This window comes from Brevundimonas sp., assembly GCF_036963785.1.
Classification (GTDB): Bacteria; Pseudomonadota; Alphaproteobacteria; order Caulobacterales; family Caulobacteraceae; genus Brevundimonas.
On sequence record NZ_JBALUS010000003.1, the window covers coordinates 425,088 to 450,302 of the forward strand.

Annotated in this window: 30 protein-coding genes; 25 read left to right on the forward strand and 5 right to left on the reverse strand. The window is 67.6% G+C overall.

The genetic code is table 11. The features are described 5' to 3' along the window. The first annotated feature begins 23 nt into the window (after positions 1-23). From V7672_RS08780 to V7672_RS08815, 8 genes are all read left to right on the forward strand, one after another. A complete protein-coding gene (locus V7672_RS08780; protein ID WP_335624215.1) occupies positions 24-1,385 on the forward strand; it encodes a glutamate--cysteine ligase in 1,362 nt (453 codons plus the stop codon). A 57-nt stretch (positions 1,386-1,442) separates the two neighbouring features. Continuing rightward, positions 1,443-1,781 (forward strand): hypothetical protein, encoded by a 339-nt coding sequence (locus tag V7672_RS08785; RefSeq protein WP_335624216.1) that lies wholly within the window; start codon positions 1,443-1,445, stop codon positions 1,779-1,781. Positions 1,782-1,853: 72 nt separating this feature from the next. Beyond that, entirely contained in the window at positions 1,854-2,603 is a 750-nt protein-coding gene (locus V7672_RS08790; protein ID WP_335624217.1) for a DUF72 domain-containing protein, read from the forward strand. Next, a complete protein-coding gene (locus V7672_RS08795; protein ID WP_335624218.1) occupies positions 2,600-2,974 on the forward strand; it encodes a GFA family protein in 375 nt (124 codons plus the stop codon). The genes V7672_RS08790 and V7672_RS08795 overlap by 4 nt, the downstream gene beginning before the upstream one ends. A 60-nt stretch (positions 2,975-3,034) precedes the next feature. Then, positions 3,035-4,105, forward strand: a complete 1,071-nt coding sequence (locus V7672_RS08800) for an NAD(P)-dependent alcohol dehydrogenase (RefSeq protein WP_335624219.1) — start codon at positions 3,035-3,037, stop codon at positions 4,103-4,105. Between the two features lie 63 nt (positions 4,106-4,168). Then, positions 4,169-6,157 carry an alpha/beta hydrolase family protein gene (locus V7672_RS08805; protein ID WP_335624220.1) on the forward strand — a complete coding sequence of 663 codons (1,989 nt, stop codon included), beginning with the start codon at positions 4,169-4,171 and terminating at the stop codon, positions 6,155-6,157. Positions 6,158-6,247: 90 nt separating this feature from the next. Continuing rightward, positions 6,248-6,973 carry an acetoacetyl-CoA reductase gene (phbB, locus tag V7672_RS08810; RefSeq protein ID WP_123288561.1) on the forward strand — a complete coding sequence of 242 codons (726 nt, stop codon included), beginning with the start codon at positions 6,248-6,250 and terminating at the stop codon, positions 6,971-6,973. Positions 6,974-7,022: 49 nt separating this feature from the next. Next, positions 7,023-7,814, forward strand: a complete 792-nt coding sequence (locus tag V7672_RS08815; protein WP_335624221.1) for a DUF4908 domain-containing protein — start codon at positions 7,023-7,025, stop codon at positions 7,812-7,814. 1 nt (position 7,815) lies between these two features. Here the strand turns inward: V7672_RS08815 and gloB are convergent, their stop codons facing one another. Then, positions 7,816-8,544, reverse strand: a complete 729-nt coding sequence (gene gloB, locus V7672_RS08820; RefSeq protein ID WP_335624222.1) for a hydroxyacylglutathione hydrolase — start codon at positions 8,542-8,544, stop codon at positions 7,816-7,818. A 53-nt stretch (positions 8,545-8,597) separates the two neighbouring features. Between gloB and V7672_RS08825 the strand changes: the two genes are divergently transcribed. From V7672_RS08825 to V7672_RS08845, 5 genes are all read left to right on the forward strand, one after another. After that, positions 8,598-9,353 (forward strand): methyltransferase domain-containing protein, encoded by a 756-nt coding sequence (locus V7672_RS08825; RefSeq protein WP_335624223.1) that lies wholly within the window; start codon positions 8,598-8,600, stop codon positions 9,351-9,353. A gap of 9 nt (positions 9,354-9,362) precedes the next feature. Further along, positions 9,363-9,869 (forward strand): SixA phosphatase family protein, encoded by a 507-nt coding sequence (locus tag V7672_RS08830; RefSeq protein ID WP_335624224.1) that lies wholly within the window; start codon positions 9,363-9,365, stop codon positions 9,867-9,869. Further along, entirely contained in the window at positions 9,866-10,228 is a 363-nt protein-coding gene (locus V7672_RS08835; protein WP_335624225.1) for a DUF952 domain-containing protein, read from the forward strand. Before V7672_RS08830 ends, V7672_RS08835 begins: the two co-directional genes overlap by 4 nt. Next, positions 10,225-11,256, forward strand: a complete 1,032-nt coding sequence (locus tag V7672_RS08840; RefSeq protein WP_335624226.1) for a quinone-dependent dihydroorotate dehydrogenase — start codon at positions 10,225-10,227, stop codon at positions 11,254-11,256. The genes V7672_RS08835 and V7672_RS08840 overlap by 4 nt, the downstream gene beginning before the upstream one ends. A gap of 71 nt (positions 11,257-11,327) precedes the next feature. Beyond that, a complete protein-coding gene (locus V7672_RS08845; protein WP_335624227.1) occupies positions 11,328-13,286 on the forward strand; it encodes an ATP-binding protein in 1,959 nt (652 codons plus the stop codon). Here the strand turns inward: V7672_RS08845 and V7672_RS08850 are convergent. Continuing rightward, on the reverse strand, positions 13,283-13,765 hold the full coding sequence (locus V7672_RS08850; RefSeq protein ID WP_335624228.1) for a peroxiredoxin: 483 nt from the start codon (positions 13,763-13,765) through the stop codon (positions 13,283-13,285). The genes V7672_RS08845 and V7672_RS08850 overlap by 4 nt on opposite strands. Positions 13,766-13,909: 144 nt before the next feature. Here V7672_RS08850 and V7672_RS08855 point away from each other — a divergent pair, with 144 nt between their 5' ends. Then, positions 13,910-14,479 carry a YqgE/AlgH family protein gene (locus tag V7672_RS08855; RefSeq protein WP_335624229.1) on the forward strand — a complete coding sequence of 190 codons (570 nt, stop codon included), beginning with the start codon at positions 13,910-13,912 and terminating at the stop codon, positions 14,477-14,479. A gap of 27 nt (positions 14,480-14,506) precedes the next feature. Next, positions 14,507-15,511 (forward strand): D-cysteine desulfhydrase, encoded by a 1,005-nt coding sequence (locus tag V7672_RS08860; RefSeq protein WP_335624230.1) that lies wholly within the window; start codon positions 14,507-14,509, stop codon positions 15,509-15,511. A 6-nt stretch (positions 15,512-15,517) separates the two neighbouring features. On the opposite strand, the gene V7672_RS08865 is transcribed toward V7672_RS08860, so the two are convergent. Both V7672_RS08865 and V7672_RS08870 read right to left on the reverse strand, forming a co-directional pair. Further along, on the reverse strand, positions 15,518-15,874 hold the full coding sequence (locus V7672_RS08865; protein ID WP_335624231.1) for a DUF2200 domain-containing protein: 357 nt from the start codon (positions 15,872-15,874) through the stop codon (positions 15,518-15,520). A gap of 5 nt (positions 15,875-15,879) precedes the next feature. Further along, positions 15,880-17,148 carry a DUF819 family protein gene (locus V7672_RS08870; protein ID WP_335624232.1) on the reverse strand — a complete coding sequence of 423 codons (1,269 nt, stop codon included), beginning with the start codon at positions 17,146-17,148 and terminating at the stop codon, positions 15,880-15,882. 73 nt (positions 17,149-17,221) lie between these two features. On the opposite strand from V7672_RS08870, the gene V7672_RS08875 reads away from it, so the two are divergent. The 5 genes from V7672_RS08875 (at position 17,222) to V7672_RS08895 (ending at position 20,338) form a co-directional block, all read left to right on the forward strand. Beyond that, entirely contained in the window at positions 17,222-17,917 is a 696-nt protein-coding gene (locus V7672_RS08875) for an aspartate/glutamate racemase family protein (RefSeq protein WP_335624233.1), read from the forward strand. 4 nt (positions 17,918-17,921) lie between these two features. Then, positions 17,922-18,854, forward strand: coding sequence for a nucleoside hydrolase (locus tag V7672_RS08880; protein ID WP_335624234.1), 933 nt, complete (start codon positions 17,922-17,924; stop codon positions 18,852-18,854). Continuing rightward, the gene (locus V7672_RS08885; protein ID WP_335624235.1) at positions 18,851-19,708 is read left to right on the forward strand and encodes a ribokinase; all 858 of its coding nucleotides are present in this window, start codon (positions 18,851-18,853) and stop codon (positions 19,706-19,708) included. The genes V7672_RS08880 and V7672_RS08885 overlap by 4 nt, the downstream gene beginning before the upstream one ends. Before the next feature lie 74 nt (positions 19,709-19,782). Continuing rightward, positions 19,783-19,983, forward strand: a complete 201-nt coding sequence (locus V7672_RS08890; protein ID WP_335624236.1) for a hypothetical protein — start codon at positions 19,783-19,785, stop codon at positions 19,981-19,983. A 40-nt stretch (positions 19,984-20,023) separates the two neighbouring features. Beyond that, on the forward strand, positions 20,024-20,338 hold the full coding sequence (locus V7672_RS08895) for an HPF/RaiA family ribosome-associated protein (protein WP_335624237.1): 315 nt from the start codon (positions 20,024-20,026) through the stop codon (positions 20,336-20,338). 10 nt (positions 20,339-20,348) lie between these two features. Here V7672_RS08895 and V7672_RS08900 read toward each other — a convergent pair whose 3' ends face one another. After that, the gene (locus V7672_RS08900) at positions 20,349-21,473 is read right to left on the reverse strand and encodes a zinc-dependent alcohol dehydrogenase family protein (protein WP_335624238.1); all 1,125 of its coding nucleotides are present in this window, start codon (positions 21,471-21,473) and stop codon (positions 20,349-20,351) included. Positions 21,474-21,548: 75 nt separating this feature from the next. On the opposite strand from V7672_RS08900, the gene V7672_RS08905 reads away from it, so the two are divergent. The 5 genes from V7672_RS08905 (at position 21,549) to V7672_RS08925 (ending at position 25,189) form a co-directional block, all read left to right on the forward strand. Beyond that, positions 21,549-21,986, forward strand: coding sequence for an acyl-CoA thioesterase (locus tag V7672_RS08905; protein WP_241153286.1), 438 nt, complete (start codon positions 21,549-21,551; stop codon positions 21,984-21,986). Between the two features lie 89 nt (positions 21,987-22,075). Then, the gene (locus tag V7672_RS08910) at positions 22,076-22,849 is read left to right on the forward strand and encodes a YebC/PmpR family DNA-binding transcriptional regulator (protein ID WP_123288542.1); all 774 of its coding nucleotides are present in this window, start codon (positions 22,076-22,078) and stop codon (positions 22,847-22,849) included. A 66-nt stretch (positions 22,850-22,915) separates the two neighbouring features. Then, positions 22,916-23,434: a hemerythrin domain-containing protein gene (locus V7672_RS08915; RefSeq protein WP_335624239.1), complete on the forward strand. Its 519-nt coding sequence runs from the start codon at positions 22,916-22,918 to the stop codon at positions 23,432-23,434. Between the two features lie 15 nt (positions 23,435-23,449). Beyond that, complete coding sequence (locus tag V7672_RS08920; RefSeq protein ID WP_335624240.1) at positions 23,450-24,142, forward strand: MgtC/SapB family protein; 693 nt, start codon at positions 23,450-23,452, stop codon at positions 24,140-24,142. Between the two features lie 189 nt (positions 24,143-24,331). Beyond that, a complete protein-coding gene (locus V7672_RS08925) occupies positions 24,332-25,189 on the forward strand; it encodes a hypothetical protein (protein WP_335624241.1) in 858 nt (285 codons plus the stop codon). Positions 25,190-25,215 lie beyond the last annotated feature (26 nt).

The following is a 25,215-nucleotide window of genomic DNA, read 5'->3' on the forward strand; positions in this document are numbered from 1 at the left end:
CAGACGAACGAGGGACCCCTTTCATGCCTGACGCCGAACCGCTGACCCGCGAGGCCCTGATCGGGACCTTGTCGAAAGGGATCAAGCCGAAGGACCAATGGCGGATCGGGGCCGAGCACGAGAAATTCGGCTTCGACAAGGAGACGCTGCGTCGCCCGGCCTATGACGGGCCCGCCGGCATTCGCGCCATGCTGGAGGGCCTGCAGCGCTTCGGCTGGAGCCCGGTCGAGGAGGCCGGCCACGTCATTGCGCTCGAGCGCAAGAATGCAGAGGGCTTTACCGCCTCCATCAGCCTGGAGCCGGGCGGACAGTTCGAACTGTCGGGTGCGCCGCTGAAGGACATTCACGACATCTGTTCCGAGACCGGCCAGCATCTGGTCGAGGTCAAGATGGTGGCCGATGAGCTGGGACTGGGCTTCCTCGGCTCAGGTTTCGATCCGCTGTGGTCACGCGAGGATGTGCCGGTCATGCCCAAGGGGCGCTATGACATCATGCGCGCCTATATGCCGAAGAAGGGGGCGCTGGGCCTCGACATGATGCTGCGCACCTGCACCATCCAGGCCAATCTGGACTTCGACTCCGAAGCCGACATGGTGATGAAGTTCCGCACCTCGCTGGCGTTGCAGCCGGTGGCCACGGCCCTGTTCGCCAATTCTCCGTTTACGGAAGGTCGCCCCAACGGCTTTCTGACGGCGCGGGCCAATGTCTGGACAGCCACCGATCCCGATCGCACCGGCATGCTGGATTTCGTCTTCGCCGACGGCTTCGGCTTCGAGACCTATGTCGATTATGCGCTGGACGTGCCCATGTACTTCGCCAAGCGGGGCGAGCGCTATGTCGACCTGTCAGGCCGGTCGTTCCGGACCTTTGTCGACGGCAAGCTGGATGCCCTGCCGGGAGATCGCGCGACGGGCAAGGACTGGGCCGATCACCTGACCACCCTGTTCCCCGAGGTTCGGCTGAAACAGTATCTGGAGATGCGCGGCGCCGACGGCGGTCCCTGGAGTCGAATCTGCGCCCTGCCGGCGCTATGGGCGGGCATCTTCTATGACGCGCCGTCGCTGGCCGCGGCCTGGGACCTCTGCAAGGACTGGCAGATCGAGGATCACGAGCGGCTGCGGCGCGAGGTCACCCGACTGGGCCTGCGCGCCGAGATCGGCGGGCGGTCGCTGCGCGACGTCGCCGTCGACCTGGTGGCCATCGCGCGTCAGGGGCTGAAGAACCGGGCGCGCTTCTCCGGCGGCTTGGTCGATGAGCGCGGCTATCTGTCGGAACTGGAAGACACGGCCGACAGCGGCATCACCCCGGCCGAGCGCCTGCTGGACCTGTACCACGGGCCCTGGGCAGGCGATGTGCGGCGGCTCTATTCGGACTACGCCTACTGAGGCTGCGGCGCGCGGTCGCGTGGCGGAACAACGGTGGCGCTTGCGGGTTCCTCTGGCATGAACACCGAAAACCGCCCCCCCGAAGAGCCCACTGATGTCCGCCCCGGCGAAGAGCCCTCTGACGCCGACGCCCGCGAATCCGACGGCCCGGTCGTCGACGCGCAGCGGACCAAACAGGGCCGGAGCGGGCTGAGGATCGTCGTCGTGCTGGTGGTGTCGATCGCCCTGATCCTGATCATCTACGCGATCATGGTCATGGCCAGCCAGCCGGGCCTGGACGCCGTCTCCGATAACTCCGAAGCCCCGATGCCCGCTGAGCTTCAGCCCGTCCCCGAAGCGTCCCCCGCCGGGTCGCCGGCGGCGGTCCCTGAGACGACGCAACCCCCTGCCGAATAGGACATCCGGGTTTCGACTTGCTCCCGGGCCGCTGCGGATGTCTGATCGCCATCAGACAGAACGGAGCAGGGCGTGAGCGGCAAAATCCACATCGGCATCGGCGGCTGGACCTATGAGCCGTGGCGCGGGGTCTTCTATCCCGAGGGCCTCGTGCAGAAGCGCGAGCTGGAATATGCGGCCGGCAAGCTGACCTCGATCGAGATCAACGGCACCTATTATTCGACCTTCAAGCCCGACAGCTGGATGAAGTGGCGCGACGAGACGCCGGACGGTTTCGTCTTTGCCGTCAAGGCCAGCCGCTATTGCACCAACCGCAAGGTGCTGTCCGAGGGCAAGGAGAGCTTTGACCGGTTCCTGGATCAGGGGCTGACGGCTCTGGGCGACAAGCTGGGGCCGATTAACTGGCAGTTCATGGCCACCAAAAAGTTCGATCCCGTCGATTTCGAGGGCTTCCTGAAGCTGTTGCTGAAGGAGAAGGATGGTGTGCGCCTGCGCCATGCGCTGGAGGTCCGGCACCCCAGTTTCGACACCCAGGAATTCTACGATCTGGCGGCGAAATACGGCTGTGCCATCGTCTATGCCGAGGACGATGAGGCGCCGGAATGGCCGCGCATCGACCAGCCGACCGCCGACTTTTCCTATGCCCGCCTCATGTCCAGTCGAGAGGACGAGCCGACCGGCATGTCATCCGATGAACTGGACGCAGCCGCCGACCGCCTGCGCGGCTGGGCGAAGAAGGGCGACGTGTTCGCCTATATGATCGCGGGTGCCAAGGTGCGGAATCCGGCGGCCGCCATGGCCCTGATCGAGCGGGTCGGATGACGGCCAAGGCCTTGCAGGGCCGCTGCCATTGCGGAGCGCACCGGTTCACGGCGACGGCCCCGGAAATCGTCACCGACTGCACATGCACGACCTGCACCAAGCGGGGGACGCTGGCGGCCTATTATGCACCCGGCACAGTCCAGCTGGACCTCACGTCCAATGCCCTGACGCCCTACGAATGGGGCGACCGGATGATGACCTTCTTCCACTGCGCGACCTGTGGCTGCGCCCTGTATGCCGAGGCCCCGGCCTGGACGACCGAGACGGGCGAGGCCCGGCCCGCCCGGATCGCCCTGAACGCCCGCCTGTTCGAGGGGCTGGATCTGACCGCTGTACCGGTCCGTCATGTCGACGGGCGAAACGACTGGTAGGCTTGCGCTTGCGGCGGGTCGTCCGCACCTGCATCCGATACTCTTTGAAGGATACGCCCCATGCCCATCGCCACCCGCGCCTTTGCCGCCGTCGCTGCTGACAAACCGCTGGAGCCGTATGGCTTTGACCGGCGCGATCCGGGTCCGGACGATGTAGCCATCGAGATCAAATTCTGCGGCGTCTGCCACTCCGACCTGCATGTGGCGAAGAATGATCTGGGCAATACCCGCTATCCGATCGTGCCGGGACATGAGATCGCCGGGGTGGTGACCGCGGTCGGGTCGAATGTGTCGCGCTTCAAGGAAGGCGACCGGGTCGGCGTCGGCTGCATGGTCGACAGCTGCCGCCAGTGCCAACCCTGCCTTGACGGCGAGGAACAGTATTGCGTCCCCGGCATGACCCAGACCTATGGCTCGCCCGATCCGAAGGGCGCCGAGGTGGGGCAAAAGGTCACCCAGGGCGGCTATTCCGACCGGATCACGGTCGACCAGAACTATGTCGTGACCATCCCGGACAGCATCCCCCTGGACGCGGCGGCTCCGCTGCTGTGCGCCGGCATCACGACCTACAGCCCGCTGAAACACTGGAAGGTCGGGCCGGGCTCGAAGGTGGCGGTGATCGGCCTTGGCGGCCTTGGCCATATGGCGGTCAAACAGGCGGCGGCCATGGGGGCGGACGTTACCGTCCTGTCGACCTCGGACCGCAAGAAGGCCGATGCCGAGCGCATGGGGGCCAAACATTTCCTGATCAATTCCGACAAGGCGGCGATGACAGCCGCGGCGGAAAAGTTCGACCTGATCATCAACACCGTCTCGGCCACGCATGAGATCGCCAGCCACGTCCAGTTGCTGGCCAAGGACGGCACCATGGTCATGCTGGGCCTGACCACCGAGGGCCTGCCGGTCTATGCCATGGGGCTGCTGTGGCGCCGTCGCTCCGTTGCCGGATCGTTGATCGGCGGCATCCGCGAGACGCAGGAGATGCTGGACTTCTGCGCCGAGCACGGCCTCGCCTGCGACATCGAAGTGATCGCCCCGGACCAGATCAACGAAGCCTACGCCCGGATGGAGAAGTCGGATGTTCGGTACCGCTTCGTCATCGATGTGAGCCGGTTCGCCGACGCGGCTTGAGCCTTGTCAGCCGAAGCCGGCGCGACTAGAGCCGGATGGTGCAGGAGCCGGGGGGGGGGTGATTTGCGTGGATGGAAACTGGGTCGCGCGATCGCGATCATCATCGCGGTGTTGGTCGCTCCATCGACGGCCGACGCGCAGCAGGGGCCCGGCCTGCTGCCTCTCACGCCCCCGATTTCCGCTGAAGCATCCGCCTTTGGATCCGCGCCGGCATTTCACAACATCGCGGTGTCTCCGGACGGTGAACGCATCGCACGCATCACCCAGCGGGAGGACCGCTATCGCATCGAAGTCTGGGACGTCGACGACCTTTCCGCTCCGACGGCCGGTTATACGCTCAGCCGGTACAACATCGCCAACTGGCTGGTCTGGAAATCCGACGACCGCCTGATCGTCAGCACGAGCGAGCCGGGAGACCGTTTCGGCTTCCTGATGTTCGAGACCCGACTGTCGGCCTTCGACGCGGACCTGAAAAACCGCGTCAAACTCGCGGACCCCGGGCGTAGACGGACGACAGCCTATCCGGCCTTTCAGGATCAGTTGATCGACCTCCTGCCCGGAGATCCCGACGGCATCCTGATCGCCTTCAACTGGACTACCCCCCACGAGCCCGCCGTGCAGCGGGCTGACCTCACCACCGGCCGTCTCTCGGTGGTCCGGAACGGGGGCCGCGACATCAAGCGTTGGCTGTTCGACCCTGCCACTGGTGTGTTCGTCGGGATTGGCAACGTTGCGGCCGTGCCTTCTGTCAGTCGGTCCACAGGGGGCTCGGACCTGGAATCCGTTCCCCTGCCCGGAGTGGGTTCCACCTTCCAGCCGCTCGCGCTGGACGGTTCGCCGGATCGTCTTGTCGTGGCCTCGAACCACGAGCCCGGTCCGGTGGGGATCTACGTCTATGACCTCGCCCAGGGCGCCTTTGTCGATACTCTGTTCAAATCCCCGCACTTTGACGCTGATGGGATCGTTCCGTCCGCAGACGGGCGCCGCGTCGACGGCGTGGTGTGGGTCGATCACAGGAGGCGGGTGTTCTGGCTGAATGACGCCGCCCGGGCCGAGCATGCGCGTCTGCAGGCCTTGACCGGAGAGGACGAACTGGTCGTTGTCTCGCGCAGCCCGGACGGTCGGCACGCCCTGGTCGTCACGGGAGACGGCGGCAGGCAGGTCGGCAGCTTCCTCGTCGATCTGGTCTCGGACACGGTCAAGCCGCTCTGGCGGATGTCTCCCGCGCTGGACGCCTACGCAGCGGCAAGCACGTCGCCGGTGACCTACGGCGCGCCCGACGGCGTCGAAATTCCCGCCTACCTCACCCTGCCGGCGGACGTCGAGCGAGAGGCGGCGCGGGGCCTGCCCTTCATCGTCATGCCTCACGGAGGGCCGAGCGCTCGAGACAGCGAGGAGTTCGACTTTCTGGCGCAGTTCCTGGCCTCGCTGGGATATGGCGTTCTCCAGCCGAACTACCGGGGCTCAAGCGGATACGGCGAAGCCTTCCGTCGCGCGGGCGATCGGCAGTGGAGCGAGGCTGTCCTTCAGGACGTGTCGGCCGGAGCGCAGTGGCTGGTCTCCGAAGGCCTCGCCGACCCCGAACGCGTTTGCGTGGTCGGTTGGTCTTTCGGGGGGTATCTGGCTCTGATGTCGGCGGTGGAGGAGGGCGAGCTCTACAACTGCGCCGCGGCCATCGCGCCGGTCACCGACATTCCACAGATCATCGACTACAGCCGGTTGTTCCGGGGCGGCCGCGACGCGATGGCCCGCATGTTCGGCGTCGGCTGGGGCGATCACGGACGCAACGTCCGCGCCTCGCCCATCAATCGCGTTCGGGAGATGAGGATTCCGGTCTTTATGGCTTATGGGACGGGCGATGACGTCGTGCCGGTCGCTCAGGGCTTCGAAATGTACCGAGCGATGCGGGGGGCCGGGGTCAACATGTGGGTTCTGGAGGTTCCCGGTGCCGACCACTCAATGACCCGTCAGCCGGACCGAACCCTGCTTCTGGCCTCGCTTGAGGGCTTTCTGGCCACCCATCTGGGATCGCGCTCGCAACCGCCCCGCTGACGGAGACCGGTTCCCACGCTCCCCGGGGCGCGCTATGCCTGTATCGGAAGGCCCCGCAACAGACGCGGCCGAAGGGACAGGGAAGCGCATATGGCACGTGTGGCACTGGTCACCGGGGGAACCCGGGGCATTGGCAAGGCGATCGTTCAGCGCCTGAAGGAAGACGGCATGGCCGTCGCCGCCGGCTATTCCGGCAATGCCGAGGCGGCCGAAGCCACGGCGAAAGAGCTGGGCGTCATGGTGGTCAAGGGCAATGTCGGCTCGTTCGACGACTGCGCCCGCGCCGTTCAGGAAGTCGAGGCCGAACTGGGGCCGATCGAGGTGCTGATCAACAATGCCGGCATCACCCGGGACGGCTTCTTTCACAAGATGACCGCCGACCAGTGGTCCGATGTGATCCGCGTCAACATGGATTCGGTGTTCAACATGACCCGCCAGGTCATCACCGGCATGCGCGACCGGGGTTTTGGCCGGATCGTCAACATCAGCTCGATCAACGGCCAGAAGGGTCAGATCGGCCAGACCAACTATTCCGCCGCCAAGGCGGGTATGATCGGCTTCACCAAGGCGCTGGCACTCGAAAACGCCCGGAAGGGCGTGACCGTCAACTGTATCGCGCCCGGCTATATCGACACCGAAATGGTCGGGGCGATGGACCAGAAGGTGCTGGACGCCATCATCGCCCAGATCCCGGTCGGACGACTGGGCAAGGGCGAGGAGATCGCCGACATGGTGTCCTGGCTGGCCGGTGAACGTGCCGGATATGTCACAGGGTGCACCCTATCCCTGAACGGCGGTCAGTATCTGGTCGGCTGAGCAGGGCCTTGCCTAAAATCTGCCGGGGTGGGGAGTCATCCCTCAATCCATGAAGAGCGGGAGACAGGTCGGAGCGATACGGCGACCGGCACCCCTTGCCGTGCTGGCGGGGGTGATCGCGTTCGGCTGGCTATGCCTTGCCCTGCCCGGTCACGCCCAGGTCACCGCAAATTTCCAGAGCGAGGCCTCGCGAGCCCAGCGGGACAGGGGCCCCGCCACCAGCCTGCCCGACAGCGGCCGCTATGTGTCCGAGACCGGACAGGGATTCATCCTCGACCGCTCCAACACCGGCACCCTGATGCGGTTCGACCGCTCAACCGAAGTCTGGGTGCTGCGCCCATCGCCCGCACCGCGCGGCGATGTGATCTTTCGCAATGACGCCGGGGACCAGGTTCTGAGGGTCACCCCCAACGGCGGCATGACCCTTTACACGACCGCGGCCCCGCAGGGGGCGCCTGTGTCGATGGCTGGACCGGCGCCGGAACTTCTGGCCCCGACGCTGACGGCGTTTCAATTGATGGACTTCATCCTGCGCCAGAGCGACCGGGCCACCCGCGCCGTCGGTGAACTGGTCGTGGTTGACATGGATATCCAGCCGGGGTCGGAGTCCGTCGCGACCGATGCCCTGTCGACGGCGGTCGACGCCATTGTGCGCATGGCCCGCTCGCCCAGCCTGCGGGGGGACGTCGCCCGGGTGCGGCGGATCATCATCACCGACGTCGGGTCTCGTCAGGTCAGTTTCTCGCGGGGCACGCTGCGTATCGTGATCGATCCCGATGCCGGGTTTGCCGGGCGTCCGTCCTCGGCGCGGATCGTGCGGGTCATCTCGGAAACCCAATAGGTCAGCCGCGAAAGCTGTCCTTGGCCGCGCGCCGTTCGGCAAAGGTCGTGGCATTGCCTGCCGTCAGGAAGGGATTGAACCGCCGCTCGGCCCCCAGCGTCGTGGGAACCGTGGGGCGCCCCGCCTCAATCTCACGCATCAGTTGCTCAACGTGGGCGCGCAGTTCGGGCCGGTCATCGACGCTCAGGGCAAACCGGGCATTCGACGCGGTGTATTCATGGGCACACCAGATGACGGTCTCGTCCGGCCAGTCCATCAGGGCGGACAGACTGGCCCACATCTGATCGGGCGTGCCCTCGAACAGACGCCCGCAGCCGAGGGTGAACAGCACATCGCCGACAAAGGCCGTCCGCCCTTCCCCGTCGTGCAGGACCACATGGCCGAGAGTGTGACCCGGGGCGGCCATCACCCGCAGCCGGGTCTGGCCTACGGACACGGTATCGCCGTCGGCGATCACATGGTCGAGGGGCGCGGCGCGGCGCACTTCCTCCGGTCCGTGGATAATGCAGCCGGTGGCCGCTTTCAGCGCGGCATTGCCGCCCGTGTGGTCCGGATGCCAGTGAGTGTTCAGGATCAGATCCAGCCGGCCCCAGCCCAGACCCTCCAGTTCCTCAAGGATGCGGTCGGCGTCGGGCGTATCGACGGCGGCGACGGTGCCGGTGGCCGGGTCGCGGATCAGCAGGCCGTAGTTGTCCGACAGGCAGGGGAACAGGTGCACGTCCAGGGTCATGTCGCGGACTCTAGCAGGCGGGCCCCGTCCGGGGCTATCCTGTGGTCATGCGGATGGCGATCGAGGACCTCAGGCTGTTCTATGGCGAGCCGTCGGGGCGGCTGGTCCGGCGGCTGCTGGCCGAGCGGCTGGAGACCGCCTGGGGCGAAGCCGACGGTTGTGACGTGCTTGGCCTGGGCTATGCCACGCCGTGGCTGGGGGCGTTCGTCGGCGCCCGCCGTCTGATCGCTGCCATGCCGTCAGGGCAGGGGGTTGAGGCCTGGCCACGCGGCGCCCGCAACCGTTCCGTGCTGGTCGATGACCGGGCGCTGCCCTTTGCCGCAGGCAGCTTTGACCGGGTTCTGGTGGTGCACGCCCTGGAGGAAGCCGACGATGTGGCGGCGCTGATGGCCGAGGCGATCCGGGTGCTGACCCCCGCCGGTCGGATCATCCTTGTCGCCGCGGCGCGCGGCGGCCTTTGGGCCCGGGCCGAGAGCACCCCGTTTGGTCATGGTCGGCCCTTCACGCGGCGCCAGCTGGAGAAGCTGGTGCGCGAGGTGGGGCTTGAGCCTGCCGCCTGGTCACAGACGCTCTATGTACCGCCCTGGCCAGCGCTCTACGGCATGGCGGACGGGTTCGAACAGGTCGGCCGCCGTGTGGTGCCCGGGGCGGCGGGGCTGATCCTGCTTGAGGCGACCCGGCATGCCTATGCGCGGGTCCAGCCCGTCGGTGCGGCCGAGCGCGTGCCCTTGCGTGGCGCGGCGCTCCAGCCCTCCCCGGCAGGACGAGGCGCAAGCCGGGCTCTGGCCCAGCCGGACGAACACGCTTAGATCGTGGCCATGCACCGACTGATCCTGATGCGCCACGCCAAGGCCGAACGCGGCTCTCCCTCCGGCCGGGACAAGGACCGGCCCCTCGCGGCCCGGGGGCGCGAAGATGCGGCCCGCGTCGGCAAGGCCCTTGCCAGCCGCGGATTGAAGCCGGACCGGGCGCTGGTGTCGGGCGCTGTGCGCACGCGCCAGACCTGGGATATCGTCCATGACAGTCTCGGGGATGTCGAGGTTGCGATCGTCGACGACCTCTACGAAGCGGACGCCGAGATTCTGCGTGCCTCTATCGAGGCAGAGATGGACACAGCGGGCTGTCTGATCCTGATCGGGCATAATCCCGGCATCCATCAGCTGGCCGTCGAATTGCTGATGGAGGGCGCGGCCGCCCCGTCGGTACTCGACCGGCTGAGCAGTGGCTTCCCGACCGGCATGGCGGCGATCTTTTCGATCGATGCGGCCGAGCGCCATACGCTGGAGGGGCTGATCCGTCCCGACGACGCCGAGGCGGCGGCGTGACCGGGCCAGAGGTGATCTACAAGCTGGTGGATGCGGAAGACTGGCAGGTCGCGACCGTGGACGGGGCCTATCCGGGTTCGGCCGTCGATCTGCGCGACGGCTATATCCACATGTCGGCCGCCGATCAGTTGGGCGAGACGGCGCGGCGGCATTTCAGCGGCCTGCCCGACCTTCTGAAGGTGACGATCGACACCGCCGCTCTTGCCGCTCTGCCGGACGAGGCGCTGCGGTGGGAGCCGTCGCGGGGCGGCGCCTTGTTCCCGCATCTGTATGTGCCGCTGCCCCTGTCCGCCGTGCGGTCGGTTGAGGCCTGTCATGTGGATGGAGAGGGCCGGCTGGTCATGGAGGCCGGCGCGTGAGCCTGCTGGACGCCGGCACCGCCGTTCTGCGGCGACTGGATGCGGAGCGGGCGCATGAGCTGGCCATCGCGGGCCTGAAATATCTTCCCCTGCCACCGGGCCAGGACGACCCGCTACTGAAGACCGAGCTGGCCGGCCTGAGCCTTCCGAACCCTGTCGGTCTTGCGGCCGGTCTGGACAAGAATGCGGTGGCGATCCGGGGTCTGGCCGGGCTGGGGTTCGGCTTTGTCGAATGCGGCTCGGTGACGCCCCGCCCGCAGGCCGGTAACCCCCGTCCGCGCCTGTTCCGGCTGGAGGAAGACCGGGCCATCATCAACCGGATGGGCTTCAACAACGACGGGCTGGACGCCTTTGCTGCGCGGCTGGACCGGCGTCCGCCCGGCGTGGTGGTCGGGGCCAATCTGGGCGCCAACAAGGAGGCCGAAGACCGCATCGCGGACTATGAGACAGGGCTGCGGCGTCTGGGCGGGCTGGCCGACTATCTCACGGTCAATGTGTCCTCGCCGAATACGCCCGGCCTGCGGGGCCTGCAGACGGTCGAGGCGCTGGAGCCTTTGCTGGCGCGCATCAAGGCGGCGCGGCCGGTGGACCGACCGGTGTTCCTGAAGATCGCGCCGGACCTGTCGGGCGAGGACATCGGCCGGATCGTCGAGGCCAGCCTGGCGTACGGGCTGAACGGACTGATCGTGTCGAATACGACGCTCGACCGGCCCGCCTCCCTGACGTCCGCCCATGCCGGTGAGGCCGGCGGCCTGTCGGGTGCACCGCTTCAGGCCCGCGCCGCCATGGCGCTGGCGGCGGCGGTCGAGGCATCGGCCGGACGGTTGCCCCTGATCGCGGTCGGCGGAATTTCGGACGGCGCCGAGGCCTATGCCCGCATTCGGGCGGGGGCCAGTGCGATACAGCTGTATTCCGCCCTGATCTTTGAGGGCCCCGGTCTGGTCCGCCGGATCAAGCGGGATCTGGCCGCCCGCCTGCGCGCCGATGGTTTTTCCACAGTCGCCGAGGCCGTAGGCACGGGGCGTTGACGGAGCGTTAGGGCTGCCGAGTCACTATGGTGCAAAGGGCGATATGCCTGCACTCGGGGATGCGAATGTCCATGACAGCGGCCGACTTGTCGTCAGGCTGGGTCGAAGCGATCCGGCAGCGTCGAAAAGCGTTGCTGCAGCGTCTGGGCATGGGCGCGGCCAGCGCGCTTGTCTTCAGCCCGATTCTGGGCTGGGATTTTTCGGCCCTGTGGGTGGCGGGCTATTTCCTCGTCCAGGTGCTGGACCTGTGGGTGTTCGGGCCGGTCAACGGCGGGCGCGCGAACTCTTTCGGCCCTATGCGGTTCGCGGCAGCGTCGGTGATGCTGGTGCTGAACGCGGCCTATTTCGGCAGCCTGTCCGTGCCGCTATGGCTGGTCGGCGGGCCCATGGGCGGGGTGTGCGCCGCCATCCTCCTTTCGTCGGGGGCCATCTATGCCGTGGTCAATGCCCCGCGGTCCCGGACGGTGCTGGCGCTGAGCATCGCCCCGCAATTCCTCTATCTGGCCGCGACCCCGATTTTCATGGTGATCTTCGGAGCGTCCGCCGCATTCGCCACGGCGGTCGCCATCGCCATCGCCGTCTTCATGACCTACTGCCTCAGCACCTGGCAGCGGATGGATAGCTCGCGCCGGTCCGAAGAGGCCGCGCGCCTGGACGCCGAACGCCGCCGGGTCGAGGCGGAACGCGTCATGGAAAGCCGGCAGGCGTTTCTGGCCGCCGTCGGACACGATCTTCGCACGCCCATCAGCGCCATTCTGGCCGGTGCGGGGGTTCTCCAGGACGGTGCCGTTGACCGGACCGCGCGCAATCAGGCCCAGTTGATCACCGACGCCGGGCTGATGATGAAGTCCCTGCTGGACGACCTGCTGGATCACGCCAAGATCGAGGGCGGGGGCATGACGATCGAGGTCAATGACTTCAACCTGCGCTCCCTGATCGCCCAGACGGCACGTCTGTGGCAGCGGCCGATTGCCTCCAAGGGGCTGAGACTGCGGATCGAGGGTGCCGCCCAGGTCCCGGCGCATGTGCGCGGCGATGCCATGCGGCTGCGGCAGATTCTGAACAATCTGATCTCGAATGCCGTAAAGTTCACGGAGAGCGGCAGCATCACCGTGAAGCTGACGGTGTGGGACGAGGAACCGTCCGGCCACGCCATACTGATCGAGGTGCGCGACACGGGGCCCGGCATGACCGCGGCGCAGATCGCGCGTCTGTTCCAGCCCTTTGACCAGACGACCGAGGGCGTCAGCGCCCGCCACGGCGGCACGGGGCTGGGGCTGGCGATCAGTCGCCACCTGACGGAACTGATGGGCGGCCGCCTGACCGCGCGCAGTCGCCCGGGCGAGGGCTCCAGCTTTACCGTGGCGGTCAGCTTCCCGCGCGCCCTGTCGAACAGCGCGGACCTGCCGACCCTGGATCGCGCCGGTCGCGAGGTTGTGGCCCGCGCGCTCGGAGGCTTGCCCATGCCGGCTCCGGTGGCGCCGAGGCCGCAAGAGGACACACGGGTCGAGCCGTCAACCGTTCAAGCTGAGGCGGCCGAGCCCCCTCCTGTGTCCGACATTGATCCGGTCGAACCCGTTGACGAGACCGCGGACGATGACGCCCCCATGCGGGTGCTGGTCGTCGACGACCACGACATCAACCGGCGCGCCATCCAGTTGATCCTGCAGCCGCTGGGCTGCGAGGTGACTACGGCGGCGGACGGCATGTTGGCGCTCAAGGCCTGCGACGCCCAGACGTTCGACCTGATCTTCATGGACGTGCGCATGCCCGAACTGGACGGCCGCGAAACGACCCGCCGCCTGCGCGCGTCGGACAACGTCAATGCAGAGGTCCCGGTCATCGCGGTCACCGCCGACACCAGCCCCGACGACATCACGGCCTGTGCCGACGCCGGCATGACCTATTTCGTGCCCAAGCCGATTACGCCGGCCACCCTTCTGGGCGCGGTCAACCATGTCATGAATGGCGAAACGATCCAGGGCTCGGGTCAGGCGTCCGGCCCGGATCGCGCACAGGCAGTGGCTTAAAGCTGGCCCAGCAGGTGTTCGGCCGACGACACCTTGAACTCACCGCCCTGCTCGATGTTGAGCTGCTCGACCACGCCGTCCTTGACCAGCATGGAATAGCGCTGTGAGCGCTCGCCCATGCCAAAGCCCTTGGCGTCCATGGTCAGGCCCACCGCGCGGGTGAACTCGCCATTGCCGTCGGCCAGCATGAGGATCTTGTCGGCCCCTTCCTGCGACTGGGCCCAGGCGCCCATGACGAAGGCGTCATTGACCGAGACGCAGGCGACGGTGTCGACGCCCTTGGCCTTCAGCGTTTCCAGATTCTCGGCAAAGCCCGGCAGGTGGCGGGCGGAACAGGTCGGGGTGAAGGCCCCCGGCACGGCGAACAGGGCCACGGTCTTGCCGTTGAAGATTTCCGAGACATTGACCGGCTTCGGGCCCTCGGAGGTGGCCTTCATCAGGGTGGCTTCGGGCAGGCGGTCACCGGTGTTGATCGTCATGGGAAAGTCTCCGCTGGAGGTTGGGGCCGGTCGGGCCGTTCCTGACCAGATAGACACGCGACCGGCCCGGGCCAAGGGTCGATCGGGGAAGATGCGCGAAACTGTGCCCTTGCGCCGGGCGGGGGCAGGCCCGATGATCGGTAAATGGACGGCTTTTCCTCCCTCGCCGGTCGCCTGCTGATCGCCATGCCCGGCATTGATGACGACCGCTTTCGACAGGCGGTGATCCTTGTCTGCGCCCACGGCCCCGACCATGCGATGGGCGTGCGGATCGACCAGCCGCTGGTCGGCGTCGACCTGTCGACCGTCCTGGAAAAGCTGGACCTGCCGCCCCCGACCGAAGGCTATGAAGCGCCGGTGCTGTCCGGCGGGCCGGTTGAGCGGGAACGCGGCTTTGTCCTGCATACGGATGACTGGATCTCCGACGGGACCAGTCTGGCTTTCGGCGACGGTCTGGCGCTGACGGGTACGCGCGACGTGCTGATCGCCATGTCCGACCCGGTGACCGGGCCGCGCCACTCGCGCCTGATGCTGGGTTACGCGGGCTGGGACGAAGGACAGCTCGAGGCCGAGCTGACCGAGAACATCTGGCTGACGGCCGAGGCCGATACCGAGATGGTGTTCGACGACGACCACGAGACCAAATGGACCCGCGCCCTCGCCGGTATCGGGGTCGACGCCGCCCGCTTGTCCGGCACCGGCGGCCGCGCCTGAATCCTGTTTCCTTCGGAGTGATCCCCTATGCATCTGGCCCGCTTTCCCCGTGTGCGGCTGGCGCACCTGCCGACCCCGCTCGAGCCCCTGCCGCGCCTGTCCGAGGAACTGGGCATCGAGCTGTGGATCAAGCGCGACGACTGCACGGGGCTGGCCGGCGGCGGCAACAAGACCCGCAAGCTGGAGTTCCTGCTGGGCGATGCCATGGCCCAGGGCGCCGAAACCCTGGTGACCCAGGGTGCGGTGCAGTCAAACCATGTGCGCCAGACGGCGGCCGCAGCCGCAGCCCACGGCATGGGATGCCGCATCATTCTTGAGGAGCGGACCGGCTCGAAGGCCCACGACTATATGGCCAACGGCAATGTGTTGCTGGACCGGTTGCTGGGCGCCGACGTGCGCTTCGTGCCGGGCGGCGCGCCCATGCCGGCCGAACTCGAGATCGAGGCCGAGCGGGTCAAGGCGGCGGGCGGGCGCCCCTATGTCATCCCGGGCGGCGGCTCCAATCCCATCGGCGCGCTCGGCTATGTCGATTGCGCCCGCGAGATCGTGGTTCAGGCCGATGAGCTGGACCTGAAGGTCGATGCCATCGTCACCGCCACCGGCAGTGCTGGCACCCAGGCCGGTCTGGCGGCGGGTCTGGCGCTGATGAACCTGCACTGGGAGGTTCGCCTGTTCGGGATCGGCGTGCGCGCGCCAAAGGAGCGCCAGGAAGAGATGGTCTTCAAACTGGCCTGCGACACGGCCCGCCAGTTCGACCGCGACGGCATCGTCTACCGCGAATGCATCCACGCCAACTGCGACTATGTCGGCGAGGGCTATGGCCTGGTCGATCAGGGGGTCATCGATGCCCTGAAACTGGCGGCGCGGACCGAAGGCCTGCTGCTGGACCCGGTCTATTCGGGCAAGGCGATGAAGGGGCTGATCGACCTGTGCCGCAAGGGCTTCTTCGAGGCCGGCGACACCGTCGTCTTCCTGCATACCGGCGGCGCCCAGGGCCTGGCCGGATACGAGAGCGTGGGCGCAGGACTCTAGGCGCGGCTACGCCGACCCTCGCAGGATCTTTTCCATCGCCTTGCCGCGGGCCAGCTCATCGATGAGTTTGTCGAGATAGCGGATCTCGCGCATCAGGGGCTGGGCGACCTCTTCAACGCGGATACCGCAGATGACACCGGTGATCGTCTGGCGCGCCGGGTTCATGGCGGGGGCATCGGCGAAGAAGGTCTCGAAGTCGGTCTTCGCCGCGATCTGCGCCTCGATTCCCGCCTGATCGTAGCCGGTCAGCCAGCCGATGATCCGGTCGACCTCAGCCTTGGTGCGCCCCTTCTTCTTCGCCTTCGCGACATAGTGGGGGTACACGCTGGCGAAGCTGGTTCGATAGATGCGGTGGCCGGTCATGGCGATCAGCCCACGCCTGCGGCGACCTGCATCATGACAAGGCCGGTGAACCAGGCGGCGGCGGTGCCGATGATGTAGCCGACCACAGCCAGCAGCACCCCGACCGGGGCCAGTGACGGGTGGAAGGCGGCGGCCGCGACCGGGGCCGAGGCGGCGCCGCCGATATTGGCCATGGAGCCGACGCCCAGGAAGAAGCTGGGCGAGCGGATCAGGAACGCCATGGTGAACATCAGGGCCACATGGATCAGCATCCAGACGCCGCCGATCAGGAAATAGACCGGGCTGTCGAGGATGGCGCCGATGTTCATGTTCAGCCCGACGGTGGCCACCAGCACATAGACGAACACGGAGCCGACCTTGGCCGCGCCCGGCCCCTGCAGCTTGCGCGCCGGGGTAAAGGACAGCAGCACGCCGATCACGGTGGCGGTCAGCACCAGCCAGAAGAAGCTGGAATCCAGCGACAGTCGCTGTGCCAGCGGCCAGGTCTCGCCGAACCAGGTAGACAGCGGATCGGCGATGGCGTGCGACAGGCCGACGGCGCCAAAGCCGACCGCCAGGATGAAGATCAGATCCTTGAGCAGGGGGATGCGGGCGTGCTCGGCCTCATAGGCCTCGGCCTTGTTGCGGACGCGATCGACGGCGGTGGTGTCGGCCCGGAACAGCCGGTCCATCCGGACCTGATTGGCGGCCATCCACAGTACCACGGCCATCCAGATGTTGGCGACGATCACATCGACCGCGATCCAGATGGAGAAGGTGTCGGGACCCGCGCCGTAGATCTCATAGAGGGCCGTCTGGTTGGCGGAGCCGCCGATCCAGCTGCCCGCGACGGTGGCCATGCCGCGCCAGATGGCCTCGGGTCCGGCGCCCATCAGCTCGGGTGCGACCCAGCTGGTCAGCAGCAGGGCGACCGGTCCGCCGATCATCACGCCCACTGTGCCCGTCAGGAACATGATCAGCGCCTTGGGCCCCAGACCGAACACGGCGGGCAGGTCGGCCGAGACCGTCAGCAGCACCAGCGCCGCCGGCAGAAGGTAGCGCGAGGCGATGTAGTAGAGGCGCGACTCTTCGGGATCGACGACGCCAAAGGTCGTCAGCAGCGACGGCAGGAAATAGCAGAGCAGCAGGGCCGGGATGACGGTGAAGAAGCGCTGGACCCAGACATTCTGGCGGCTGGAGGCCCAGAAGACCGCACCGAGGATGACGGCCAGCAGGCCGAGCACGACGGCGTCATCGGTGATCAGCGCAGTGCTGGCGGCCTCTTCGATCGGCATGGTCATCTCCCTCGTCGCCGGGGCATAAGGGCGAGGTCGGAGCGATTTGGCAAGCGGCGAGCGGGAGCAACGGATGAAGGTGTTGGGGGTTCTGGGCGGGATGGGGCCGGCGGCGACGGTCGCCTTTCTGGCGCGACTGCAGGCCCTGACGCCCGCCACCTGTGACGAGGATCACATCCGTGTGCTGATGGACATGAACCCGCAGGTGCCCAATCGTCACCGCGACGAGCCGGGCGCAAAACGGGTCCTGGGCGAAATGGCCGCGCGGCTTCGCGATGCGGGGGCTGACCTGCTGGCCATGCCCTGCAACACCGCCCACGGGCACGCCGATGCCATCCGGGCCAGCGGCCTGCCCTTCATCGATATGGTCGCCGAGACCGCAGCCGAGGCAGCGCGCGGCGGGGCGACACGGATCGGCGTGCTGGCCACGCCGGGCGGGGATGCTCTCTATGGGACGGCGCTGGCGGCGCTCGGGGTTGAGACCGTGCGGCTGGACACCGCCGGGCGGCGGACGTTTCTGGAGGCGGTGTTTCAGGTCAAGGCGGGTGACGTCGGCGCGGGCCCGCAGGGTCTGATGCGGGGTCTGGCCGCCCATCTTGTCGAGGCGGGGGCGGAGGTGGTGATCGGCGGCTGCACGGAGGTGCCCTTGCTGATCGGGGCCGGCGATGTCGCCGTGCCGCTGGTCGACTCGGCCGAGGTTCTGGCGCAGGCCTGTGTCCGGATATGCCTCGCGGACATTGCCACGGATGCCGATGCGCGGCAGGGGTAGGCGGATGAGCTCGACTCCCCTGATTATTGATTGCGACCCCGGCGTCGACGATGCCGTGGCCCTGTTGACCGCCTTTGGAACACCCGCGCTGGCGGTGCTGGCCATCACCACGGTCGGCGGCAATGTGTCGGTCGACAAGACCGCGCGGAACGCCCGCATCCTGCGCCAGATTGCCGGGCGGGAAGACGTTCCGGTGTTCAGGGGGGCCGAGCGTCCCCTGCGGCGTGAGCCCATGGGCGCGGGCGAGTTTCACGGGGCCGAGGGGCTGGGCGACATGCCTCCCTTCGAGCCGGAGGCCGGCTGTGCGCCGGGCGGGGCGGTCGAGGCGATCGTTGAGATCGTCATGGCACGGCCGGCGAAGACCGTGTCGCTGGCGGTCCTCGGCCCGCTGACCAATCTGGCGCTGGCGCTTCGGGCGGAGCCACGGCTGGCGGAGCGCCTGGGGCCGGTGGCGGTCATGGGGGGGGCGCGCGCCGAGGGCGGCAACATCACCGCCTCGGCCGAGTTCAACATCTGGGCCGATCCGGAGGCAGCGGCCGAGGTGCTGGCCAGCGCCTGTGACGTCATCCTGTTCGGGCTGGATGCAACCCATCAGGTGCGGGCGACCGAGGCGCGGATCGTGGCGCTTGAGGCGCTGGGCACGGAGCCGGCGCGGGCAGCCGCCTCCATGATGCGGTTCTCGCAGCGGATCGAGCGCGAGATCGTCGGCTGGGAGGCCCCGCCGGTCCACGACCTGTGTCCGGTCGCCTGGTCGATCCGGCCGGAGCTGTTCAGCTTGCGGCCCTGCCATATTGCGGTCGAGACCGGCAGCGACCTGACACGAGGGCACACTGCGGTCGAATTTCGCGAGGGCGTCGCCGGACCGCTGCGCCATCGCTGGGCGGCCACGGTGGATGCGGACGGAGTGTTCGCCCTGCTTACGGAGGCGGTGCGATGAGAATCACGGTGGTCGGGTCGATCAACGTCGACATGGTGGCGACGGCGCCGTCGCTGCCGCGTGCGGGCGAGACGGTGACGGGGGCTGTGCTGGCGCGGCATCCGGGGGGCAAGGGCGCCAACCAGGCGCTGGCCGCACGGCGGCTGGGGGCAGAGGTCGCCCTGATCGGCGCGGTTGGCGAAGGCCCGCTCTCGGACGAGGCGCTGGTCCTGCTGGAAGAGGCCGGCGTGGACCTGAAGGGCGTCGGGAGCGCCGAAGGCACGCCGACGGGGGTCGCCCTGATCGCCGTCGACCCGTCGGGCGAAAACCAGATCGTGGTGGCCTCGGGTGCCAATGGCCAGGTCCGCCCTGAGCATCTTCCGGCGCGGATCGAGGACCCGCTGATCGTGCAACTGGAACTGCCGGTCGACACCGTCGAGGCCGCCGTCGGTCGCGCGACGGGCTTCGTCTGCGCCAATCTGGCGCCCGCCGCGCCGGTGTCCGAGGCCCTGTTGCGGCGCTGCGACCTGATAGTGGTCAATGAGACCGAGGCCGCCTTCTACGGCGACGTTCTGCATTCCGGGGGCGGACAGGTGGTGATCACCCGGGGCGCAGCGGGAGCCAGCCTTTATCGGCTCGGCGCCCTGGTGGCCGAGGTCGCCGCGCCGAGCGTCGAGGCGGTGGACGCAACCGGGGCGGGGGACGCCTTTGTCGGCGCCATTACCGTGGCCTTGCTGGAAGGTCAGCCTGTGGATGACGCCCTGCGTTTTGCCTGTGCTGCGGGGGGGCTTGCGGCCACGGGCGCGGGCGCCCAGCCCTCGCTGCCGACCCGCGAGGCGGTCAAGGCCCTGCTGAAGTTGCAGACGGTCTGGTGAACGCCCGCGTCTTTGGGGGGTTGTACTCCTGACAGGGGTGGCATGGCGCCGTCCCGCTCACCCAGGAGGTCCCCATGACCGATGCCGCCCAGAAGGCCGAGGCCGAAAAGGCCATGAAACTCAAATCCGAGGCGACCCCGCCTGAACACCCCGATCCCGGCCAGACCGCAGACAAGGGCATGCAGCCCACCAAGGAGCGTGAGGTCGCCCCGTCCGGCGCACTGAATGCGGAAGGCCACCGACCGGTGCTGGAGCGCTCGCACAAGGTGCGATGATCGCCTTCGCCGGCCACCCCTCCACAATTCAGGAAGAGATATGCAAATTCAGATCAATACGACCAACGATATTGACGGCAGCGCGGCCTTGATCAGCCACGCCGAGAGCCAGGTGCGTGATCGTCTGTCGCGCTATGAATCCCGGCTGTCGCGTATCGAAATGCATCTCGGGGACGAGAATGGGTCCCGTGACTCGGCCCAGGACAAGCGCTGCGTCATCGAGGCGCGCCCTACCGGACTGGCGCCCGTCACCGTCACCGATCACGGCAACACGCTGGAATCGGCCATGGGCGGCGCCCTGAAGAAGATGGGCTCGCACCTGGACAGCGTGTTCGGCAAGCTGGACGCCCGCTGAGCCCAGGCGGTCATAGGGTCACGACCAGTCGGGCGACAGAGCCTTCGACCAGCCGGTCGAAGCCTTCGTTGATCCGGTCCAGCGGCAGGCTGCCGCTCATCAGACGGTCGACCGGCAGGCGACCCTCGCGGAACAGCGCCACATAGCGGGGCACGTCGCGAGAGGGCACGCAGGTGCCGATGTAGCTGCCCTTCAGTGTCCGTTCCTCGGCGACCAGCCCCACGATATTGACCGGCAGGACCGCGTCGGGCGGGGGGAGACCTGCGGTGACCGTGGTGCCGCCGCGCCGCGTCATCTTCCACGCGGCCTCGAGCGCGCGGGCAGAGCCGGCCATCTCGACCACGACCTCGGCCCCGCCACCGGTCAGGGCGCGCACCTGCTCAATGGCATCCGGATCGCCGGCATTGACGGTGTGGACCGGGCCGAGGGTCCGGGCCAGGGCGAGCTTGTCCTCACTGAGATCGACGGCGACGACCGGCGAGGCGCCGCACGCCAGGGCGCCGAGCACCGAGGCCAGACCCACGCCGCCCAGGCCGACGACCGCGACCGACTGGCCGGGCCGGACACCTGCGGTATTCACCACCGCCCCGACGCCGGTCAGCACGGCACAGCCGAACAGCGCCGCCTGATCGAACGGCAGGGCCGGGTCGATACGGATCAGTGACCGTCGTGAGACCACGGCCCGCTCGGCAAAGGCGGAACAGCCCAGATGGTGGTGCAGGATCTCGTCGCCGGCATGCAGCCTTTGCCCGCCGGTCAGCAGTTCGCCCCGGCCATTGGCGGCGGCGCCCGGCTCGCACAGGGCGGGGCGGCCTTCGGCGCAGGGAGAGCAATGGCCGCACGAAGGCATGAAGACCATGACCACATGGTCGCCGACCGCCAGATCCTGGACGCCTTCGCCCAGCACCTCGACCTCGCCCGCCGCCTCATGGCCCAGGGCCATGGGCAGGGGCCGGGGCCGGTCGCCGTTGATGACGCTGAGATCGGAGTGGCAGAGGCCCGCAGCGCGGATGCGGACCTGAACCTCGCCGGGGCCGGGCGGGTCGAGCGTCACGGTCTCGATCGAGAGCGGGCGGCTGTCGGCATAGGGGCGGGAGGCCCCCATGCTGCGGAGAATGGCGGCGCGGGTTTTCATGTCCGCATGCGAGACGCCTTGACGCGGCGTCCGTCAAGCCCGAGCGTTCTCCCAACAAGAAACGGGAGGCTATGCGTGACAGGTACGATCGAACGGACTCGGCGCGAGGACTACAAGCGGTTCCAGGCCATCTCCACGCGGTGGATGGACAATGACGTCTACGGCCATGTGAACAATGTCGTCTATTATTCGTGGTTCGACACGGCGGTGAACCGGCTGCTGGTGGTCAATGGCCTGCTGGACATCCACGAGGGGGAGGTCATCGGTCTGGTGGCCGAGACGGGCTGTCGCTATTTTTCGCCGACGGCCTTCCCGGACGAGATCCAGGCGGGGGTGCGCGTGGCCCATGTCGGGACCAGTTCGGTGCGCTATGAAATCGGCCTGTTCCGCAACAAGGAAGACGAGGCGGCGGCCGTCGGCCATTTCGTCCACGTCTATGTCGACCGCGAAACCAAGCGTCCGGTCCCGGTGGATGACAAGATGCGCGGGTTCCTGGAAAGCCTGCGTGGCTAGCCCATCACGCTCTGACGGGTGACAAGCCGGTCGCGCCGGGCTATGCGGCGCGCCTCACATTTTCCCTTGAGACTGCCGAGACGACGACCATGGCCGGCCATTCCAAATTCAAGAACATCATGCACCGCAAAGGCCGCGCCGATGCGCAGCGGTCCAAGCTGTTCTCCAAGCTGTCGCGCGACATCACCGTGGCGGCCAAGTCGGGCCTGCCGGATCCGGCCATGAACCCGCGCCTGCGCCTGGCGGTCAACAACGCCAAGGCCGAGAGCCTGCCCAAGGACGTGATCCAGCGCGCCATCAACAAGGCGGCCTCGGGCGACGTCGATACGATGGAGGAGGTCCGTTACGAGGGCCGCGGCCCCGGCGGTGTCGGCATCATCGTCGAGGCCCTGACGGATAACCGCAACCGCGCGGCCTCGAACATCGGCACGGCCTTCAAGAAGAACGGCGGAGCGCTGGGCGAAATGAACTCGGTCGCCTTCATGTGGGACCGGGTCGGCAAGATCACCTATCCGGCCGAGGCAGGCAGCGAGGACGCCATCATGGAAGCCGCCATCGAGGCCGGCGCCCAGGACGTCGAGAGCGATCTGGAAAAGCCCGACATCTATGAGGACGCGCCCGGCCACACCATCTGGACCGCCTTTGAGGACTTGAACGAAGTGGCCGAGGCCCTGTCGAAAATCCTGGGTGATCCCAAGTCGACCGCCATCGTCTGGAAGCCGCAGTCCGAGGTGCCGGTCACCGGCGACGCAGTCGGCACGCTGATGAAGCTGCTGGACGCGCTGGACGCCGAGGATGACGTCTCGAGCGTCTATTCCAACGAGGACATCTCGGACGAGGACGCGGCGAAGTACGCGGGCTGACCGGAACATCCGGGCGACCTCAAGGGTTGGTCAGGGCGAACCGCAACGCTTTGACCCGAGGGCCCCATGGATATCTGCCAGCTGATTCTGGATGACCACGCCGAACAACGCCGCCTGTTCGGCCTGATCGAACAGATCGACCCGAACAATACTGATGCGCTGTCGGCAGTCTGGACGCGGCTGGCCGCATTTCTGGACGCCCATGCCGAGGCCGAGGAGCGCCACTTCTATCCCGACCTGCTGAAGAAGGGCGAGGGCGCCAACGACGCCGACGACGGCACGGTCGAGGGCGAGACCGAGGACGCCATCGAGGACCACAACAAGCTGCGCGATGCGGTCAAGGCCGTCGAGCAGCACAAGGTCGGCAGCCGCGAATGGATCGATGCCGTGGGCGAGGCCAATGTCGTCAACTCGAAGCATATGGGCGAGGAGGAACGTCAGGGCCTGACCGACTTCCGCCGGAATGTGTCGCTGAAGGACCGCCACGATCTGGGCGTGAAATATGCCGCCTTCCAGGCCCGGCACATCACCGGGGTCAAGCCGGTCAACAAGGACGTCGACGACTATATCGACCAGCACAGCTAGGGCCGGCCTCGCCCGATGACGACCTTGCTGTTCACCTATGGCCTGCCGCTCCTCAGCGCCCTTGTCGCGGGCGCCCTGATCGGTCTTGAGCGGGAATGGCGCGGGCGGGCCGCCGGCTTTCGCACCCACATTCTGGTCTGCCTCTCCTCGACCCTGCTGATGCTGGCGTCGACATCGCAGGGGGCCTGGATGTTCTCGGTGCTGCCCGACCAGCAGGTGATTGCCGACCCGACGCGCATGGCCCACGGCGTGCTGACCGGCATCGGCTTCCTCTGCGCCGGGGTCATCTTCCGGGCCGGATTTTCCATCCATGGACTGACGACGGCGGCCTCGCTCTGGACGGTGTCGGCGCTGGGTATCCTGTTCGGGGCGGGCCTGTTCTGGCTGGGCTGGGCCGGTGCGCTTGCGACGCTGGCGGTGCTGGCCGCGCTGAAGCTGATCAGCCGCAGGGTGCCCGAGCGCACCGTGGTGGATGTGGAGGTCCGCTGGCCCGGTACGGCTGCGGACACGGCGCAGGCGGTCGAGGCGGCCCTCACGGCCGGGGATGCCGGACTGAAGCGGGTCCGGCTGGAGCTGATCGAGAATGGACAGCTGTGCCGCCAGAGCTGGCGTCTGACGGTCCGTTCGCGCGATCTCGCGGCGCTGGCGGGACGCATCCAGTCGGTGCCGGGGGTGACCGGCTACGATCTGGCGCCCCGGGACGACTGAGCGCTCCTTCAGCGGGAACGAGAATAACCTCTTGCGGACCATGTCCGGCGAGGGGGAAGGTGGCGCCATCCTTTGGGAGGGCCTCCGGTGAACAGACCGGCTGCATTCATCTTCGCCCTCTTTCTGGCGGGCTGTACGGCAAGCGTGGACCGGGCGTTTCCCCCTGAGGCTCGAGGCGCCGTCGCGGCCATGATCGGACCTCTGCAGGTGCGCGGGGTGTCAGCCACACCGGACCTGCAAACGCTTTACGTTTCGCTGTGTCGGGAGGACCGTTGCAGCCTTTACGAGGCGGGGGAGGGGAATTCCCTCCGCCCCATCCTCGATGACCCGGAGTGGGATTATCGGTGGGTCGCCGCTGAAGGCGACACGCTGCTCGCCGTTCGAAGCCGCCCCGGGGCCGAGTATCGGGCAGCGGAGCGCTACGACATCGTTCGATACCGGCCGGGCGACAGGAGCGTGCGCGTTCTTCGGTCCGAAGATCAGCGCATCACCAGCTTGCAGGCACTGGGCAGGGGCGCGTTCGCCTATTTCGCGTCGACGGCCCTGAAACCTGTCGCCGGGTGCGCGACGGACTGCCGCCACGTGCCGGTCGCCCAGCGCCTCGTCGTCGTGGATGCCGAGGGGCGCACGGTGGGGACGATGGACGGCGTTGTCGATGGCCTGTCCGGAGAGGCCTTCCACCCTTGGGCGGAGGATCTGTGGCTCGTGATGCCTTTTGACGCTGCCCGCACACAGCAACTTCCGGCCACCGTCACGCGAGGTCCCCACCCGGAGCTTCGACTGTTTGCCGACATGACGGAACTGTCGGCGGCGCTGCCCGCCGGCGGGTGGCCGGACAGCTTCAACGGCTTCAACATGATCGCCCAGCCCTTTCGACCGCTGGACCGGGTGGTGACGGCCGAAACCGTGGACCTCACGGGGCCGGGGATTGCGATTGTCGCCCAGCCGGTATGGGGACCTGACCCGGACGCCATGACGATAGACGTCATGGCTCGATCCGGCGCCGAATGGACCCGCCAGAGCCACAGGACCTTCACCCTGCCCTGACCGCTCAATGCATCGGTTCATTGCCC

Excerpts from the sequence above, each read along its gene's own strand:
- V7672_RS08850 (WP_335624228.1), bottom strand. The coding sequence starts at position 13,765 with ATGACGATCAACACCGGTGACCGCCTGCCCGAAGCCACCCTGATGAAG.
- V7672_RS08825 (WP_335624223.1), top strand. The coding sequence starts at position 8,598 with ATGGCGATCGAGGACCTCAGGCTGTTCTATGGCGAGCCGTCGGGGCGG.
- V7672_RS08925 (WP_335624241.1), top strand. The coding sequence starts at position 24,332 with ATGATCGGACCTCTGCAGGTGCGCGGGGTGTCAGCCACACCGGACCTG.
- V7672_RS08900 (WP_335624238.1), bottom strand. The coding sequence starts at position 21,473 with ATGAAAACCCGCGCCGCCATTCTCCGCAGCATGGGGGCCTCCCGCCCC.
- V7672_RS08885 (WP_335624235.1), top strand. The coding sequence starts at position 18,851 with ATGAGAATCACGGTGGTCGGGTCGATCAACGTCGACATGGTGGCGACG.
- V7672_RS08880 (WP_335624234.1), top strand. The coding sequence starts at position 17,922 with ATGAGCTCGACTCCCCTGATTATTGATTGCGACCCCGGCGTCGACGAT.
- V7672_RS08830 (WP_335624224.1), top strand. The coding sequence starts at position 9,363 with ATGCACCGACTGATCCTGATGCGCCACGCCAAGGCCGAACGCGGCTCT.
- V7672_RS08875 (WP_335624233.1), top strand. The coding sequence starts at position 17,222 with ATGAAGGTGTTGGGGGTTCTGGGCGGGATGGGGCCGGCGGCGACGGTC.
- V7672_RS08785 (WP_335624216.1), top strand. The coding sequence starts at position 1,443 with ATGAACACCGAAAACCGCCCCCCCGAAGAGCCCACTGATGTCCGCCCC.
- V7672_RS08895 (WP_335624237.1), top strand. The coding sequence starts at position 20,024 with ATGCAAATTCAGATCAATACGACCAACGATATTGACGGCAGCGCGGCC.
- phbB (WP_123288561.1), top strand. The coding sequence starts at position 6,248 with ATGGCACGTGTGGCACTGGTCACCGGGGGAACCCGGGGCATTGGCAAG.
- V7672_RS08780 (WP_335624215.1), top strand. The coding sequence starts at position 24 with ATGCCTGACGCCGAACCGCTGACCCGCGAGGCCCTGATCGGGACCTTG.
- V7672_RS08920 (WP_335624240.1), top strand. The coding sequence starts at position 23,450 with ATGACGACCTTGCTGTTCACCTATGGCCTGCCGCTCCTCAGCGCCCTT.
- V7672_RS08890 (WP_335624236.1), top strand. The coding sequence starts at position 19,783 with ATGACCGATGCCGCCCAGAAGGCCGAGGCCGAAAAGGCCATGAAACTC.
- V7672_RS08815 (WP_335624221.1), top strand. The coding sequence starts at position 7,023 with ATGAAGAGCGGGAGACAGGTCGGAGCGATACGGCGACCGGCACCCCTT.
- V7672_RS08910 (WP_123288542.1), top strand. The coding sequence starts at position 22,076 with ATGGCCGGCCATTCCAAATTCAAGAACATCATGCACCGCAAAGGCCGC.
- V7672_RS08845 (WP_335624227.1), top strand. The coding sequence starts at position 11,328 with ATGACAGCGGCCGACTTGTCGTCAGGCTGGGTCGAAGCGATCCGGCAG.
- V7672_RS08865 (WP_335624231.1), bottom strand. The coding sequence starts at position 15,874 with ATGACCGGCCACCGCATCTATCGAACCAGCTTCGCCAGCGTGTACCCC.
- V7672_RS08800 (WP_335624219.1), top strand. The coding sequence starts at position 3,035 with ATGCCCATCGCCACCCGCGCCTTTGCCGCCGTCGCTGCTGACAAACCG.
- V7672_RS08915 (WP_335624239.1), top strand. The coding sequence starts at position 22,916 with ATGGATATCTGCCAGCTGATTCTGGATGACCACGCCGAACAACGCCGC.
- V7672_RS08870 (WP_335624232.1), bottom strand. The coding sequence starts at position 17,148 with ATGCCGATCGAAGAGGCCGCCAGCACTGCGCTGATCACCGATGACGCC.
- V7672_RS08795 (WP_335624218.1), top strand. The coding sequence starts at position 2,600 with ATGACGGCCAAGGCCTTGCAGGGCCGCTGCCATTGCGGAGCGCACCGG.
- V7672_RS08855 (WP_335624229.1), top strand. The coding sequence starts at position 13,910 with ATGGACGGCTTTTCCTCCCTCGCCGGTCGCCTGCTGATCGCCATGCCC.
- gloB (WP_335624222.1), bottom strand. The coding sequence starts at position 8,544 with ATGACCCTGGACGTGCACCTGTTCCCCTGCCTGTCGGACAACTACGGC.
- V7672_RS08860 (WP_335624230.1), top strand. The coding sequence starts at position 14,507 with ATGCATCTGGCCCGCTTTCCCCGTGTGCGGCTGGCGCACCTGCCGACC.